This is a genomic window from Streptomyces tanashiensis (assembly GCF_014648895.1).
In the GTDB taxonomy this organism is placed as follows: domain Bacteria; phylum Actinomycetota; class Actinomycetes; order Streptomycetales; family Streptomycetaceae; genus Streptomyces; species Streptomyces tanashiensis.
Genome location: NZ_BMRZ01000002.1, coordinates 791,361 through 805,090 on the forward strand (window position 1 = coordinate 791,361; position 13,730 = coordinate 805,090).

The window sequence follows — 13,730 nt, forward strand, 5'->3', positions numbered from 1 at the left end:
CCCGGGACCGACGCACGCCGACGGTCCGGCGCGGCGGCGGCGCTCATCGCCCAGGCGCCACCAGGCCCGACTCGTACGCGATGATGACCAGTTGGGCCCGGTCCCGGACCGTCAGTTTTCCCATGATGCGGCTGACGTGGGTCTTCGCCGTGAGGGGGGACAGGCCGAGGCTCTCCGCGATCTCCGTGTTGTTCAGGCCCCGGGCCACCAGCGTCAGGACCTGGCGCTCGCGGTCGGACAGTGCGTCCGGGCCACCCGTGGCCGGGGTGTCCGGGAGTGCGAGTGCCCGGGCGATCAGCCGGGACGTGGGGCCCGGTGAGAGCAGGGCCTCCCCCGCCGCCACCGTGCGGATCGCGGCGAGGAGTTCGGCCGGGCGTATGTCCTTCACCACGAAGCCCGACGCACCCGCCCGCAGGGCTTCCACGACGTGCTCGTCCGTGTCGTACGTCGTGAGCACCAGCACCTTGACCCCGGCCAGGTCCTCGTCGGCGGCGATCAGCCGGGTGGCACCGATCCCGTCGAGCTCGGGCATCCGGACGTCCATGACCACCACGTCCGCCCGCGCCGAACGGGCCAGCTCCACCGCCTCCTTGCCGTTCGCCGCCTGGCCGACGACCTCCATGTCGGGAGCCGATGCGACGAGCATCGCGAACGACTCCCGGACGAGCATCTGATCGTCCGCGAGCAGGACCCGGATCACGCCGTCACCTCTCTCTCCGCGAGCGGCAGTGCCGCCGTGACCTCGAAGCCCCCGCCGTCGCGCGGGCCCGCGCTCAGTGTGCCGCCCACGCTCCTGGCCCGCTCGCGCATCCCGAGGATCCCGTACCCGGAACCGCCGGGTCCACCAGGGGTGCCGGCTCCGGCGGTGGTCCCGCTGTTGGTCACCCGTACCGTCAACTCCGACTCCACCAGGCCGACATCGACCCGCATCCTCGTGTCCGGACCACCGTGCCGTACGGCATTGGTCAGCGACTCCTGGACGATGCGGTACGCCGCCGCGCCCACCGCCGCCGGGACCTTCGTGTCCCCCGTCCGTACCGTCAGGTCCGCTCCCGAGGACCGTACGAGATCGGGCAGCGAGGCCAGGTCCGGCAGAGGGCCATCGGGGTCGGCCCGCAGCACGCGCAAGGTCGTGCGCACCTCGGCGCGGGCCTCCCGGCACGTCTCGGATATCCCTTCGAGCGCCCCGGCGAGCGCCTCCCGGTCGAGTCGCTCCGGGTCGGCGACCAGGACGTGCGCCGCGACCGAGGCCTGCACGCCGATGAGGGTGATCGAGTGCGCGAGGAGGTCGTGCAGGTCCCTCGCGATGCGCAGCCGCTCCTCGGCGACCTTCCGCTCCGCCTCGCGCTCCGACCGCTCGATCACACCCGCCACCAGCTGTCGGTAGAGCCGGATGCTCGCGCCGAAGACGAGCATCGCGATCACCCAGCCGGAGACCCTCAGCAACTCCACGATCTCGTGCGGGTTGACGAGGACCTGGATGGTGAGCGTGACGGAGATGACCGAGAGCCCCACGATCAGTGTGCGCTGCGGCCGGCCGGTGGACGCGACCGTGTAGAGCGCGGTCATCGAGGCGGGGATCGGCGCCAGATGCATGAAGTCCAGTGCGTGGTAGGGGGCCACGCAGGCCACCACCGCCAGCAGCACCGGGAGGGGCGCCTTGCGCCGCCAGGCCAGTGGGACGTGCGCGGCGAGCAGCAGGACCCAGCCGACGGCGTCCGGCCGGCGGCCGTCGTCGACGGTGAGCGCGAGGGCGGCCGCGAGAACGGCGAAGCCCGCGGCGGCCGTGGCGTCGCGCCGCACCGGGTGCGGCGCCGCCTGCGGGTCACGGGTGAAGGCCGCTGCGATGTCCATGGTGTACATCCTCCCCAGGGGCGGGGGCTCCCGGTAGTCCGGGGAGCCCCCACCCGTCCCTGATCAGACCCGTACGGGCGTCGACTCGCGTGCGGGCTCCGAACCAGGGGTCGCCGCGGGCTTCCTGGCCAGCGGGCCCGGCCACCACACCGTGCGGCCGAGCAGCACGCTCGCGCTGGTGACGAGGTACGTGCGGACCAGGAAGGTGTCGAGCAGGACGCCGACCGCGATCACGAAGCCGAGCTCGGCCAGTTGCGCCATCGGCATGTTGACGAGGACCGCGAAGGTGGCGGCCAGGACGAGCCCCGCCGAGGCGATCACCCCGCCGGTGGTGCGCAGCGCGGTCAGGGCGGCGGCGCCGGGCTCCGTCCCGTTCAGGCACTCCTCCCGCATCCGGTGCATCAGGAAGATGCCGTAGTCGACGCCGAGCGCGACGAGGAAGACGAAGGAGAGCAGGGCCAGGCCCGGGTCGGTGCCCTCGAAGCCGAAGAGGGACTCGAAGACGAGGCCGCCGATACCGAGGGCGGCACCCCAGACGGCGACGACCGCGGCGACCAGGATCAGCGGTGCGACGAGGCTGCGCAGCAGGGCGATCAGCACGATCGTCACGACGACGAGGACGAGCGGGACGACGATGTTCCGGTCGCGGGCGTTGGTCTCGGTCATGTCGAGCTGTTCGGCGCTGGGTCCGCCGACGTACACGCCGTCGCCGAGCGCGGACCGCAGCTCCTTGATGGTCGCGGTCTCCTCGGCGGACTGCGGCGGGTGCGCGGCGATGACGGAGATCTCCGTCCAGCCGTCGCCGCTGCGGCCTCGCTCCGCCTTCGCGACGCCTTCCGTCGCGCGAGCGGTCTCCAGGGCGCCGGAGGAGCCGGCGGTCGGGGCGACGAGGGTGATCGGCTGGGTTCCCATCTCCGGGTACGCGGCGGCCAGCGTCTTCATCGCGGCGACCGCTTCCGGGGTGGAGGTGAAGGAGTCCTCCTGCTTGAGGGCTCCGGGCAGGTTCAGCGCGCCGAGCGCGAGGGCGGCGAGGGCGGCGGCGCCCGCGAGGAGGACGGCGAGGGGGCGTCGCCCCGCCGAGGAGCCCATGGCCGCGAAGAGGGACCGGCGCGCGGCCTTCGGTTCGCTTCCGTACGCCGGGATCAGCGGCCAGAACACGCGTCGGCCGAGGACCACGAGCAGAGCGGGGAGCAGCGTCATCATCGCGAGCAGGGCGCACAGCACTCCGACGGCGGCCGTGGGCCCCATGCCCCGGCTGCTGTTCATGTCGGCGGCGAGCAGGCAGAGCATGCCGAGGGCGACGGTCCCGGAGGACGCGAGGACGGCGGGACCGCAGCCGCGCAGGGCGGCCGTCATGGCGTCGTACGGGCGTGGGACACGGCGGAGTTCCTCGCGGTAGCGGGAGACGAGGAGAAGCGCGTAGTCGGTGCCCGCGCCGAAGACGAGGATCGTCATGACGCCCGTGCTCTGGCCGGAGACGCTGATGTCGAAGCCCTGGTGGAGGGCGTAGGTCACGGCCATGGAGAGGTAGTCGGCGACTCCGGCGACGACCAGGGGGACGAGCCACAGAAAGGGGCTGCGGTAGATGACGATCAGGAGGATGGCGACGACGGCGACGGTCGTGTAGAGGAGCGGGCCGTCGAGGGATTCGTACACCTCGCTCGCGTCCGTGGCGAGGGCGCCGGGGCCTCCGACCTCTCCGCTCACCGTCTCGCGGATGTCGTTGACGAAGGCGTCCCTGGCCTTCTCGTCCGAACCGGGCTCGGTGCTGGTGACCGCGTACAGGAGGGTGGTGCCGTCCTCGGAGGGTACGGGGCGCGGGGTCGAGGTGAGCGGGTGCTCGGCGGCGACCCTCTCCACCTCTCGGGCGGCGGTGGCGCGGTCGGCGGGGGTCAGTCCGCCCTCGCGGTGGTAGACGAGCACCAGGTCGGTGGAGTCTCCGCCGGGCAGCTGTTCGGTGATCTTCGCGACCTGGGTCGAGTCGGCGCTCGCGGGCAGGTAGTCGACGGCGCGGTCGCGCTGCACGTCGGCGAGCTTTCCGGCGAGGGGTGCGGCGAGGGCGATCACGATCACCCACAGCGCCAGCACCCCCCAGCCGACGGTCCTCTTACGGCCCTCCATCGTGGGCCTCCCTCCATCGTTCCTCTTCGGTTCGATCCCAGATTTCCGTGGCCGGGAGGTGGATTCGTCGCGCTGACGGCCGAGTTGGGGGCTACTGCCGGGGGTGGCATGCGGCCGCGACTACTCCCCGGGGAGTACGGGGGTGATCGCGGGCGCGCGGGGCGGGTGCGGGTGAGTCCCGCACAGCGGGCCCGCTTCCCTGAGCCGGCACCGGCGGGTGTGGGGATAACCCCCGGAGGGATCCACCGGGCAGCAGGCAGGTCACGCGCCGTGCCCGACCGGGAGTATCGGGACGTCGGAACGGCCCTCCTGATCCCCCGTCGAGAATCGAGAACCGCCATGTCGCACGTCGCGCAGCACTCCCCGTCCGGGCACACCGCGTCCCCGGCCCGTACCCGCTCCCGTCAGTCCGGCAGCCTGGCGCCGTGTGCGCCGGTGCGTGGTGCGTTCGCGTTATGGGTCACGGCGGTGGCAGCAGGCGTGTTCGAGACCGTGCTGGCCGTCGCCAGGATGGTGGGGGACGGCTCGGGCTCCGGTGGCGAGATCGCGATCGGTCTCGCGATACGGCTCCCGGTGTTCGCGGCCGCGCTGCTGATCGCGCTCCGGATGCGCAGCGGGCGCGCCTGGGCGCGGATCACGCTCACACTCGCCCTGGGCGTCGCGGGCACGGCGTCGATGGTGGTCCAGCCGATCCGTGCCCTGGTCCAGGGACGCTCCCTCGGTGCGGCGTTCGAGGAAGCCGGCGCGATGGACATCGCGTTCGGTGCCAGCCGCGCGCTGCATGTGGCCGCCGTGCTCACGGCCGTGGTCCTGATGTTCCTCCCCGCCGCCAATGCCTACTTCCGCGCCCACCGGGCCGACCGGGCTTCCGCGGCCACCCGTGGGACCGGCCCGGGCCGCGCACACGTCGGCTGACCCCCGGTGCGCGTCGGGCGGTCCCGGTCGCCTCCACGGCCGGGTTCTCTCCGCTAGGCGGGCCGCTTCGCCGCGCCGACGGGATCGGAGGCGCCGAACGCCCGTCGGTAGGCGGCGGGCGAGACGCCGAAGGCCGTCCGCATGTGCGCCCGCAGGGAGTTCCCGGAGCCGATGCCGGCCCGGTGCGCCACCAGGTCGATGGGGAGGTCGGTGGTCTCCAGGAGCTGTTTGGCCAGTTCCAGGCGCTGTGCCGTGAGCCACTGCACGGGTGTCATCCCGACCTCGTCCCGGAACCTCCGGGTGAACGACCGCAGGCTCATCCGGGCGTGCTCGGCGAGCATGCCGAGGGTGAGCGGCTCCCCGAGGTGTTCGAGGGCCCAGGCGCGCGTCGCGGTCGTGCCGGCCGCCTTCGGCTCGGGCACGGGCCGGTCGATGAACTGGGCCTGCCCTCCGTCCCGCCACGGCGGTACGACGCACATGCGGGCCGCCCGGTTGGCCACCGCGGCCCCGTGATCACGTCGGATCATGTGCAGGCACAGATCGACCCCGGCGGCCACCCCGGCCGAGGTGAGCACATCGCCGTCGTCGACGAAGAGCACCTCCTCATCGAGCTTGACCTGGGGATACGCCTGCCGGAACTCCGGGGCCAGATTCCAGTGGGTGGTGGCCGGACGCCCGTCGAGCAGACCGGCGGCGGCGAGCACGTACGACCCGGTGCAGATGGACACCAGCCGGGCGCCCGGCCGGATCCCGGCGATGGCAGCGGCGACCTCGGGCGGCAGGGGGCCGCCGCGTCCGAGTTCCGGCATGGCGTGCGTCGGCGGGACGACGACCGTGTCGGCGGCGGCGAGCGCCTCGGGGCCCGCCGCGGGCTGGACGACGAATCCGGCGTCGCTGAGGACGGGCCCGCCGTCGGCGGTGCAGACCGTGACCTCGTACAGGGGGCGGCCGTCGGCGTCCTGGACGCTGCCGAAGACGCGCGAGGGGATGCCGAGCTCGAAGGGCGGCACTCCGGGAAGCGCGAGCACCGCGATCCGGTGAACGCGGGGAACCGTCTCGTTCCGGGTCGCGGGAACCGTCTCATTCCGGTCGGTTTCATCCATGGCCAAATCCTGTCACATAGTGGCCCGACGGCCAACACCAGGAGGAGCCGGGAGGCGGGATCGTGAACGTGTCGCCGCCGGAGCGGTTCCGGCGGACACCGATCGAGAAGGAACGAGGCGAAGAGCATGCGTGCGGTGGTCGTGGAGCAGTGGGGCGGTCCGGAGCAGCTCGTCGAGCGCGAGGTGGAGCGCCCGGAGCCGGGCCTGAACGAGGTGCTGGTACGGGTCCACGCCGCCGGGGTGAACCCGGTGGACTGGAAGACCCGCGCGAGCGGCGGCCTCATCGAGTGGGGTGCTCTGCCTGCCGTCGGCTGGGACGTCTCCGGCACGGTCGAGGCCGTGGGGCCGGGCGTCGGGATCCTCCGCCCGGGCGACGAGGTCTTCGGGATGCCGCTGTTTCCCCGGCAGGCGGGCGGATACGCCGAGTACGTCGTCGCGCCGGCCCGCCACCTCGCGCCGAAGCCGGCGTCGCTCACGCACGTGGAGGCCGCGGCTCTGCCGCTCGCCGCGCTGACCGCCTGGCAGGCCCTGGTCGACGCGGCGGACGTACGACCCGGTGAGCGCGTGCTGGTGCACGCCGCGGCCGGCGGCGTGGGCCACCTCGCCGTCCAGATCGCCAAGGCACGCGGCGCGTACGTCGTCGGCACGGCCAGCACCGCCAAGCACGAGCTGCTCCGGGAGCTCGGTGCGGACGAGGTGCTCGACTACCGCGAGACCCGGTTCGAGGACGCCGTCTCCGACATCGACGTCGTCCTCGACGCGCTCGGCGGCGAGACGGCCGAGCGTTCCCTGAGGGTGCTGCGGGCCGGAGGCCGGCTCATCACCCTGCCCGGCCCCGACGACGTGCCCGTCGCCCCCGACGGCGTGCGGGCCGCCTGGGTCCTGGTCGAGCCCGACCACCTCGGCCTGCGCGAGATCGCCGCCCTGGTGGAGAGCGGCGCGCTGCGCCCGGTCGTCGACACCGTCCTGCCGCTGTCCGAGGCCGCGAAGGCCCACGAGCTCGGCGAGCGGGGCCGTACGACCGGCAAGATCGTCCTGTCGGTCGTCTGACGTCCGGCCCGAAGGCCCGGACGAGGCAGCACCGGCCGGCCAGGACGAGACAGCCCCGGCCGGCCCGGACGAGGCAGCTTCGGCCGGCCCGGACGAGGCAGCTTCGGCCGGTCCGGACGAGGCAGCTTCGGCCGGTCCGGACGAGGCAGCCCCGGCAACAGGACAGGTCCCTTCGGCTGAGGTATGCCTTTCCCATGGATGTCCGTCGGCGAGCCTTCGTCCCCCGCGCTTCCCGGGCCGGCGGACGGCTGCTGCTCGCGGTGCCCTTCGCGCTGATCGCGGCGGTCACGGTCGTGGACGTCCTGTCGCCGCCCGATGTCCATCTGGGACCGTTCCTGATCGCCGCGCCCGCTGTGACCGCGTCGTTCGCCGGGCCTCGCATGACGGCCTTCGTGGGTGCGGTCGCGGTCCTGGCCCAGTCGGTGGTGGCCGTCGCACGGACGAGCATCACGGATCTCAACCACACGTACCAGATCGTCGCCCTGGTCCTGATCTCTGTCATCGCGACCTTCTTCGCCCATCTGCGCGAGCGGGACGAGAAGCGGGTGACCCGGCTGCGCTTCATCGCACAGGCCGCCCAGAGCGTCGTCCTCCGCCCGCTCCCCCACCGGGCGGGGCCGCTGCACATCGCCTCCGTCTACCTGGCGGCCGAGGAGGAGGCCCAGATGGGCGGCGACCTGTACGCGGCCGCCCGCACCGGGACGGGGACCCGGCTGCTGATCGGCGACGCCAGGGGCAAGGGCCTCGACGCGATCAGCGAGGCGTCGCTCGTCCTGGGCGCCTTCCGGGTGACCGCCCACCGCGAGCAGGCGCTCCCGGAGCTGGTCGGGCACCTGGAGGAGGGCGTCGGTTCGGCCGAGGACACCGAGGTGGCGCCAGGGGCGGAGTCCGAAGCCGACGACACGGACGAGGCCTTCGTCACCGCACTGGTCCTCGACCTCCCGGACCACGAGCCGGTGGTGCGGCTCGTGAACTGCGGACATCCCCCACCGCTGCTCCTGAGGCGGGGACAGGTGATTCCCCTGGACGCGGCCGACGCGCGACCTCCGCTGGGCCTGTCGGACCTCCTCTCCTCCGACGCGACGGTGGAGACCTTCCCCTTCGACGTCGGAGACGTCCTCCTGCTCTACACGGACGGCGTCGTCGAGGCCCGCGACCAGGCGCGAGCCTTCTATCCCCTGGCCGAGCGGCTCACCGCCTGGGCCGGGGACGACCCGCCGACCCTGCTCGACCATCTCCGGGCCGACCTTCAGGCCTACGCGGGCGGCCATCTCGGCGACGATGCCGCACTTGTCGCGGTCGAGCGGCTCGCACCGCGTCCGTGACCGCTCGGGGGAAGAGACCGATCGCCCCTGAAGTCGCGAGGCCATGCGCGCGCCCGCTCGTCTCCCGAACGACAGGTCGACCGGGCGCCAGTCCTGTGAGGGAGCGCCCGCCGTCGTGATCAAGCCGTTCTGGGGGCGCTGGGCATGCGCCGAGCGGTGCCGGGGCACCGATGCCCGCGTGCCCATCACGGACGAGACACAGCGATTCACCGCCCTGTCGGCGCGACTGACCGGCTTCGACCCGGGGGACCTGGCCGCCACCGGGCTCGTCGAGGTGTACCGGGCGGTGGCGGCGGAACGGCTCGGCTCGGAGCGGTACGAGCGGCTGCTGCGGGAGCTCCGGGACCCCGGCGAGCTGCCGGCGGCGAGTGGCGAGCTCCGTGCGGGGGCCCGGGCCGTCACGTACCTCTGGTACACGGGCAGCTGGCCGGGCCCGCCACCGAGGCTGGTCTCCCCGCGCGCCTACGCCGAGGGCCTCGTGTGGAAGGCGGCCGGTGTCCCGGCTCCCGCCACCGACCCCGGAGGGTACGGAAGCTGGGCCGAAGGGGGCCGGCAGTGACGCGGTACGACGTGATCGTCGTGGGTGCGGGCGTCGCCGGCTCCCTCGTCGCGCACCACCTCGGGAAGCACGGGCGAAGGGTCCTCGTCCTGGAGGCGGGCGCCGCCCGGCCCGGCGGCGGCGCACCGGCCACCGACCCGCTCACCGACTACCTGGCGGCCTCCGCCAGACTGCCGGGATCCCCCTATCTCCCCCGTCCGGCAGCCCCGGCACCCGAGATGACGGACCTCGCCGGCACGGACGGAACCCCGGGCTTCCGGTCATCCGGCCATCTGCGCCAGGACGGCCCGCTCCCGTACGCCAGCGGCTACGTCCGCGCCAACGGCGGCACCGGCAACGTCTGGACCGGCCTCGTGCCGCGCATGCTGCCGGAGGACTTCGACACCGAGCCCTTCGGGTACGGGCGGAGATGGCCGCTCACCTACGACGACCTGGAGCCTCACTACCGGTCGGCCGAGGAGCAGCTGGGCGTGGCCGCCGACGCCGAGGAGCAGCGCGCCCACCTCGGCCTGCCCTTCCCCGACGGCTACGTCTACCCCATGCGGCCCCTGCCGCCCGCACGCCTGGACCGCCTCTTCTCGGCCCGTCTCGACGGGCGGCGCGTCAAGGACCCCGTCGCCCTGAGCGAGGTGGAGCTGAGGGTCGTGGGCACCCCGCACGCGCGCAACGGCGTCCCCGATCCTCGGTACGACGGCGGCCGGGGCTACGTTCCGCGTGGGCGGGACGGGCGGCGGGATCCGGACAGCCGGTGCGTGGGCAACGCGAGCTGCATCCCGCACTGCCCGTCGTACGCGAAGTACACCCCGCTCAAGACCCAGGGGCGGTGGAGCACGTCCGTGACGCTCCGGGACCGGTCCGTGGTGAGCCGTGTCCTCGTCGACGGGCGGGGACGGGCCACGGGCGTGGAGTACCTCTCGTACGGAGGTGAGGCGACCGTCGCGCACGCCGATGTCGTCGTGCTCGCCGCGCATGCGGTGGAGAACGCCCGGCTGCTGCTCCTGTCGGGGCTCGCGGGCCGCAGCGGGCAGGTCGGCCGCAATCTGATGGATCATCCGGTGCTGCTGACCTGGGGGCTGTTGCCCGACGCGGAGCACGCGGGATCGTATCGGGGGCCCGGCTCCGTCTCGGGTTTCGAGGGGTTCCGCTCGGGCCCGGCCCGTCGGCTGCGGGCGCCGTTCCGCGTCGAGTTCGGGACGTGGGGATGGATCTGGGCCAAGGGCCCCGTCGACACGGACGTGGACCACTTCCTCACCGAACGGGGCTTGTTCGGCGCGGAGTTGAGGACGGCCGTCAGGGACAGGGTCCGCCGCCAGTTCACCCTGCAGTTCGAGATGGAGCAGGCTGCCGACCCCGCCAACCGGGTCACCCTCCACCCGACCGAGCGCGATGCCCTCGGCCTGCCCCGGCCCCTGGTCACCTACGACCTCGACGAGCACGTCAAGGAGGGGATGGCCGCCGCCCGGGCCGTGTCGGACCAGATCTTCGCGCTGCTCGGCGCGGAGGACCACACGGACTACACGCCGTCGGCGGCCTGGCCCGGCCGCTTCGAACACCGCGGGCGCACGTACGGCTACCGCGGGGCCGGCCATGCCGCCGGCACCCACGTCATGGGCGACTCCCCCGCCACGTCCGTGGTGGACGCCTGGCAGCGCTGCTGGGACCACCCCGGTCTGTACGCCGTCGGCTGCGGCAGCATGCCCTCGGTGGCCACGTCCAACCCGACACTGACGATGGCCGCGCTGGCCCTGCGCAGCGCCGAGCGCATCGAGGCGGACCTGACGGCCCGCGACCGCCCCCTCTCCCTCGCCCCGACCGCCCCTGGAGCCTCCGCATGAGCGCGCTGCCTCTGCCGCCCGTACCCGAACCCTTCCGACTCCCCTTCCATTACGGCGCGTTGCACCAGCTCGGTGTCGACTGGCTGGTCGACCCGCGTCCGGTCCACGAGCTGCTCTCCAAGCACCACCCGGACCTGACGGCGGCCACGTTCGACGACGGGCGTGCTCTGGTCTCCCTCAACTACCAGCTGTACTTCGCGCAGTACGCGTTCGGCGGAGGCGTCACCCAGGAGATCGAGTTCAACGTCATCGCCTTCCCGACGGCCGACGCACACCGTCTGCCGCAACTGACCTATGCCGAGTACGCGCAGGGCTGGGACCAGACCAAGCTGCTCGGCATCGCCCGGCTGCACGTCGTGTGCGACAACCCGTTCGCGATCAGGGCCGGGCGGGAGCTCTACGCGGAACCGAAGTACCCGGGCTGGTTCGAGGTCGGACTGCCGTCCCTCAACGGTCCCGCGGGCGAGACGTGGACCGTGCGGTGCAAGGCGGCCGAGGTCGGCCCGGACGACACCCTGGAGAAGGATCCGGCCCCGCTGCTCGACCTCACGGCCAAGCTGGACGGCCTCACCGCCGTCACCGCCTGTGCCGCTCCGGTCACCGGCTACGGCACCGACCGCGAGGGGCGTCTGCTGGCCGGCCCGATGAACGTCTACCAGCCCTACGGCTGGTACGACCTGAGCGCACCCGACCACTCCGGGCGCGCCCACCTCGTCGTGCACGCCCCGGACAGCGACCTGGGGTGCGACCTGCGCGCCCTCCTCCCGGACGGCACGCCGGCCACCGGTGCCTGGACCTACCAGTCACCGCCGGTCGCCGCCCACAACCGCCCGTACTACCTGCCGACGGGGCCGCGCCTCTGATGCCCGGACCAGGCCGGGCCGCCAGACACGACTGTTCACACTGTGGACAGGTGCTTGAGACGCTCTCCCCTCGTGCTAGCGTCCCGCCCATGCAGCACACCCTCGCCCTCGCCATGATGCGAATGATGCCCCGGCCCCCGGAGGCGCTTCGCTAGCGAAGCCGTGTGCGCACAGGATGCGACGGACCCTCCGGAAACGGAGGGTCCGTTTTTTGTTGCGCCGGCCCGGTCACCGACGGTCACCGGGCCCGGGTGCCACCCGACCTCATCGCCACCCCACCCCCGCTCTCACCACTCGACAGAAGGCGAAGTACCTGCCATGACCCTTCTACCGGTCGTCTCCCTCACCGACTGTGCCGACCCCAACGCGCTGGCGCGCCAGTCCACCCGGATCGCCACGCTCTTCGGCGCCACCCCGACCGTCCTTCCGCTGGGGGGACCGGACCCGGAGGGCGCCGCCGCCCTCACCCTGCTCGACCTGCTCCGCTCCACCGATCTCATCGGCGGGCCGACGCAGCCGGTGGTGATCCTGGTCAACATCGCTCCGAGGGACGGACACTGGCCCAACGGCGTGCCGTTCTGCTACTTCCGCCACGGGGACCACCTGGTCATCAGCACGCTGAACCACCGGGTGCTCGACCCGCTGGTCACCTATCTGGGCCTGACGGAGGTTCAGGTCACCGACGTCCGCGCGGTGTTGGAGGCCGCTGCCGCCGGATGGGCCGAGCTGACGCCGGCCGAGATCGAGGAGATGGTGCGGACGCAGTTCCGGAGCCTGTGGTACGTGCCGCTGCTGGCGCGCTGGCTGGCGGACGGCCGCCCCGTCCCCGCACGGCCGACGGCGGTGCAGCAGTCCGTCGCGCAGGACGTGCGGGTCGCCGTCGTGGACAACTTCGGCAACTGCAAGCTGGACCGGCCCGCCGCCGAACTCCCCGGTTTCGACGGCACGAAGAGCCTTCTCGTGCACAACCGGCAGGAAGGCCGCGACGTCCGGGTGCGCTGTTACGACCGTCTGCCCGACGTCCCGCTCGGCGAGCCCGGAATCACGGTCGGAAGCTCCGGGATCGGCTTCGCCGAACTGGTGGTCCGCGGCGGTTCCGCGGCCGAGGTATTCGGCCTGAACCAGGGCGACCAGGTATTCCGTCTCACCAGCTGACATGTTATCAACGCGCTACCCCGACCTTTCTTCCGTGCCTTTTCCCGGACTCTCTTGCGAAGGACCACTGATGTCCCGTATCCGTATATCCCTCGCGGCTTCCGCCGCCGTCGTCGCGCTCGCGGCATCCGCCTGCGCACCCCAGCCGCAGAGCGACGCCGCGGCACCCGGCTCCAAGGCTTCCAAGGGCTCCGACTGCACGATCGACAGTCCGAGTCTCCATGAGCGCGGCCGGCTGACCATCGCCACCGATTCCCCGGCGTACGAGCCGTGGTTCGACAGCAACACCCCTTCCAACGGCAAGGGCTTCGAAAGCGCGGTGGCCTACGCGGTGGCCGGCAAGCTGGGTTTCGCCCGGGACCAGGTGAAATGGGTCGTCGAGCCCTTCTCCCATTCCTATGCCCCGGGAGCGAAGGCCTTCGACTTCGACATCAACCAGATCTCCATCACTCCGCAGCGCGCGAAGGCCGTCGATTTCTCCACGAGTTACTACACGGCCAATCAGGCCGTCCTGACGCTGGACGGATCGAAGTTCGCGAAGGCCACGTCGCTGAGTGCGCTCAAGGACGCCAGGATCGGCGTGCAGGTGGCGACGACCAGCTATCAGGCCGTGCTCGACCAGCTCAAGCCCACGCACAAGCCGAGCGTCTTCAACACCACCAAGGACGAGGTCACCGCGCTGACGAACGGTCAGATCGACGCGATCGTCACCGACCTCCCCACCGTCTTCTACCTGGCCGGAGCGGAGCTGGACAACGGCAGGATCGTCGGCCAGTTCGGCTACGCGGGCGGCACCCCCGAGGAGTTCGGTCTGCTCCTGCCGAAGAACAGCGGCTACACCTCCTGCGTGAACCAGGCCCTGAGCGCCCTCAAGGCCGACGGCACGCTCGCCGCGCTCACCAAGCAGTGGCTGTCCGCCTCGGCGAACGTCCCCGAGCTCAAGCAGTAGC

At 72.4% G+C, this 13,730-nt stretch carries 12 protein-coding genes; 8 read left to right on the forward strand and 4 right to left on the reverse strand.

All coding sequences use genetic code 11. The features are described from left to right. Positions 1 to 43: 43 nt before the first annotated feature. From IE237_RS09085 to IE237_RS09095, 3 genes are all read right to left on the reverse strand, one after another. Entirely contained in the window at positions 44 to 700 is a 657-nt protein-coding gene (locus IE237_RS09085) for a response regulator (protein ID WP_189801279.1), read from the reverse strand. After that, positions 697 to 1,854 carry a sensor histidine kinase gene (locus IE237_RS09090; RefSeq protein WP_189801280.1) on the reverse strand — a complete coding sequence of 386 codons (1,158 nt, stop codon included), beginning with the start codon at positions 1,852 to 1,854 and terminating at the stop codon, positions 697 to 699. The genes IE237_RS09085 and IE237_RS09090 overlap by 4 nt, the downstream gene beginning before the upstream one ends. A gap of 63 nt (positions 1,855 to 1,917) precedes the next feature. Next, positions 1,918 to 3,975, reverse strand: coding sequence for an MMPL family transporter (locus IE237_RS09095; protein ID WP_189801281.1), 2,058 nt, complete (start codon positions 3,973 to 3,975; stop codon positions 1,918 to 1,920). Between the two features lie 468 nt (positions 3,976 to 4,443). Between IE237_RS09095 and IE237_RS09100 the strand changes: the two genes are divergently transcribed. After that, positions 4,444 to 4,890, forward strand: a complete 447-nt coding sequence (locus tag IE237_RS09100) for a hypothetical protein (protein WP_189801282.1) — start codon at positions 4,444 to 4,446, stop codon at positions 4,888 to 4,890. A gap of 53 nt (positions 4,891 to 4,943) precedes the next feature. On the opposite strand, the gene IE237_RS09105 is transcribed toward IE237_RS09100, so the two are convergent. Further along, positions 4,944 to 5,993: a GlxA family transcriptional regulator gene (locus tag IE237_RS09105; protein ID WP_189801283.1), complete on the reverse strand. Its 1,050-nt coding sequence runs from the start codon at positions 5,991 to 5,993 to the stop codon at positions 4,944 to 4,946. Between the two features lie 126 nt (positions 5,994 to 6,119). Here IE237_RS09105 and IE237_RS09110 point away from each other — a divergent pair, with 126 nt between their 5' ends. The 7 genes from IE237_RS09110 to IE237_RS09140 all read left to right on the forward strand — a co-directional run bounded on the left by IE237_RS09110 (position 6,120) and on the right by IE237_RS09140 (position 13,729). Continuing rightward, positions 6,120 to 7,043, forward strand: coding sequence for an NADP-dependent oxidoreductase (locus tag IE237_RS09110; RefSeq protein WP_189801284.1), 924 nt, complete (start codon positions 6,120 to 6,122; stop codon positions 7,041 to 7,043). 194 nt (positions 7,044 to 7,237) lie between these two features. Further along, the gene (locus IE237_RS09115; protein ID WP_189801285.1) at positions 7,238 to 8,368 is read left to right on the forward strand and encodes a PP2C family protein-serine/threonine phosphatase; all 1,131 of its coding nucleotides are present in this window, start codon (positions 7,238 to 7,240) and stop codon (positions 8,366 to 8,368) included. Between the two features lie 115 nt (positions 8,369 to 8,483). Beyond that, positions 8,484 to 8,927: a hypothetical protein gene (locus tag IE237_RS09120; RefSeq protein ID WP_229842470.1), complete on the forward strand. Its 444-nt coding sequence runs from the start codon at positions 8,484 to 8,486 to the stop codon at positions 8,925 to 8,927. Further along, positions 8,924 to 10,762 carry a GMC family oxidoreductase gene (locus IE237_RS09125; protein ID WP_189801286.1) on the forward strand — a complete coding sequence of 613 codons (1,839 nt, stop codon included), beginning with the start codon at positions 8,924 to 8,926 and terminating at the stop codon, positions 10,760 to 10,762. The genes IE237_RS09120 and IE237_RS09125 overlap by 4 nt, the downstream gene beginning before the upstream one ends. Further along, on the forward strand, positions 10,759 to 11,625 hold the full coding sequence (locus IE237_RS09130) for a hypothetical protein (RefSeq protein ID WP_189801287.1): 867 nt from the start codon (positions 10,759 to 10,761) through the stop codon (positions 11,623 to 11,625). The genes IE237_RS09125 and IE237_RS09130 overlap by 4 nt, the downstream gene beginning before the upstream one ends. 318 nt (positions 11,626 to 11,943) lie before the next feature. Further along, entirely contained in the window at positions 11,944 to 12,780 is an 837-nt protein-coding gene (locus tag IE237_RS09135) for an SAM hydroxide adenosyltransferase (protein ID WP_229842471.1), read from the forward strand. A 70-nt stretch (positions 12,781 to 12,850) separates the two neighbouring features. After that, positions 12,851 to 13,729 carry an ABC transporter substrate-binding protein gene (locus IE237_RS09140; RefSeq protein WP_189801289.1) on the forward strand — a complete coding sequence of 293 codons (879 nt, stop codon included), beginning with the start codon at positions 12,851 to 12,853 and terminating at the stop codon, positions 13,727 to 13,729. The last annotated feature ends 1 nt before the right edge of the window (position 13,730 follow it).

Coding starts and splice junctions, on each gene's coding strand:
- IE237_RS09090 (WP_189801280.1), bottom strand. CDS start 1,854: ATGGACATCGCAGCGGCCTTCACCCGTGACCCGCAGGCGGCGCCGCAC.
- IE237_RS09095 (WP_189801281.1), bottom strand. CDS start 3,975: ATGGAGGGCCGTAAGAGGACCGTCGGCTGGGGGGTGCTGGCGCTGTGG.
- IE237_RS09105 (WP_189801283.1), bottom strand. CDS start 5,993: ATGGATGAAACCGACCGGAATGAGACGGTTCCCGCGACCCGGAACGAG.
- IE237_RS09110 (WP_189801284.1), top strand. CDS start 6,120: ATGCGTGCGGTGGTCGTGGAGCAGTGGGGCGGTCCGGAGCAGCTCGTC.
- IE237_RS09115 (WP_189801285.1), top strand. CDS start 7,238: ATGGATGTCCGTCGGCGAGCCTTCGTCCCCCGCGCTTCCCGGGCCGGC.
- IE237_RS09130 (WP_189801287.1), top strand. CDS start 10,759: ATGAGCGCGCTGCCTCTGCCGCCCGTACCCGAACCCTTCCGACTCCCC.
- IE237_RS09135 (WP_229842471.1), top strand. CDS start 11,944: ATGACCCTTCTACCGGTCGTCTCCCTCACCGACTGTGCCGACCCCAAC.
- IE237_RS09140 (WP_189801289.1), top strand. CDS start 12,851: ATGTCCCGTATCCGTATATCCCTCGCGGCTTCCGCCGCCGTCGTCGCG.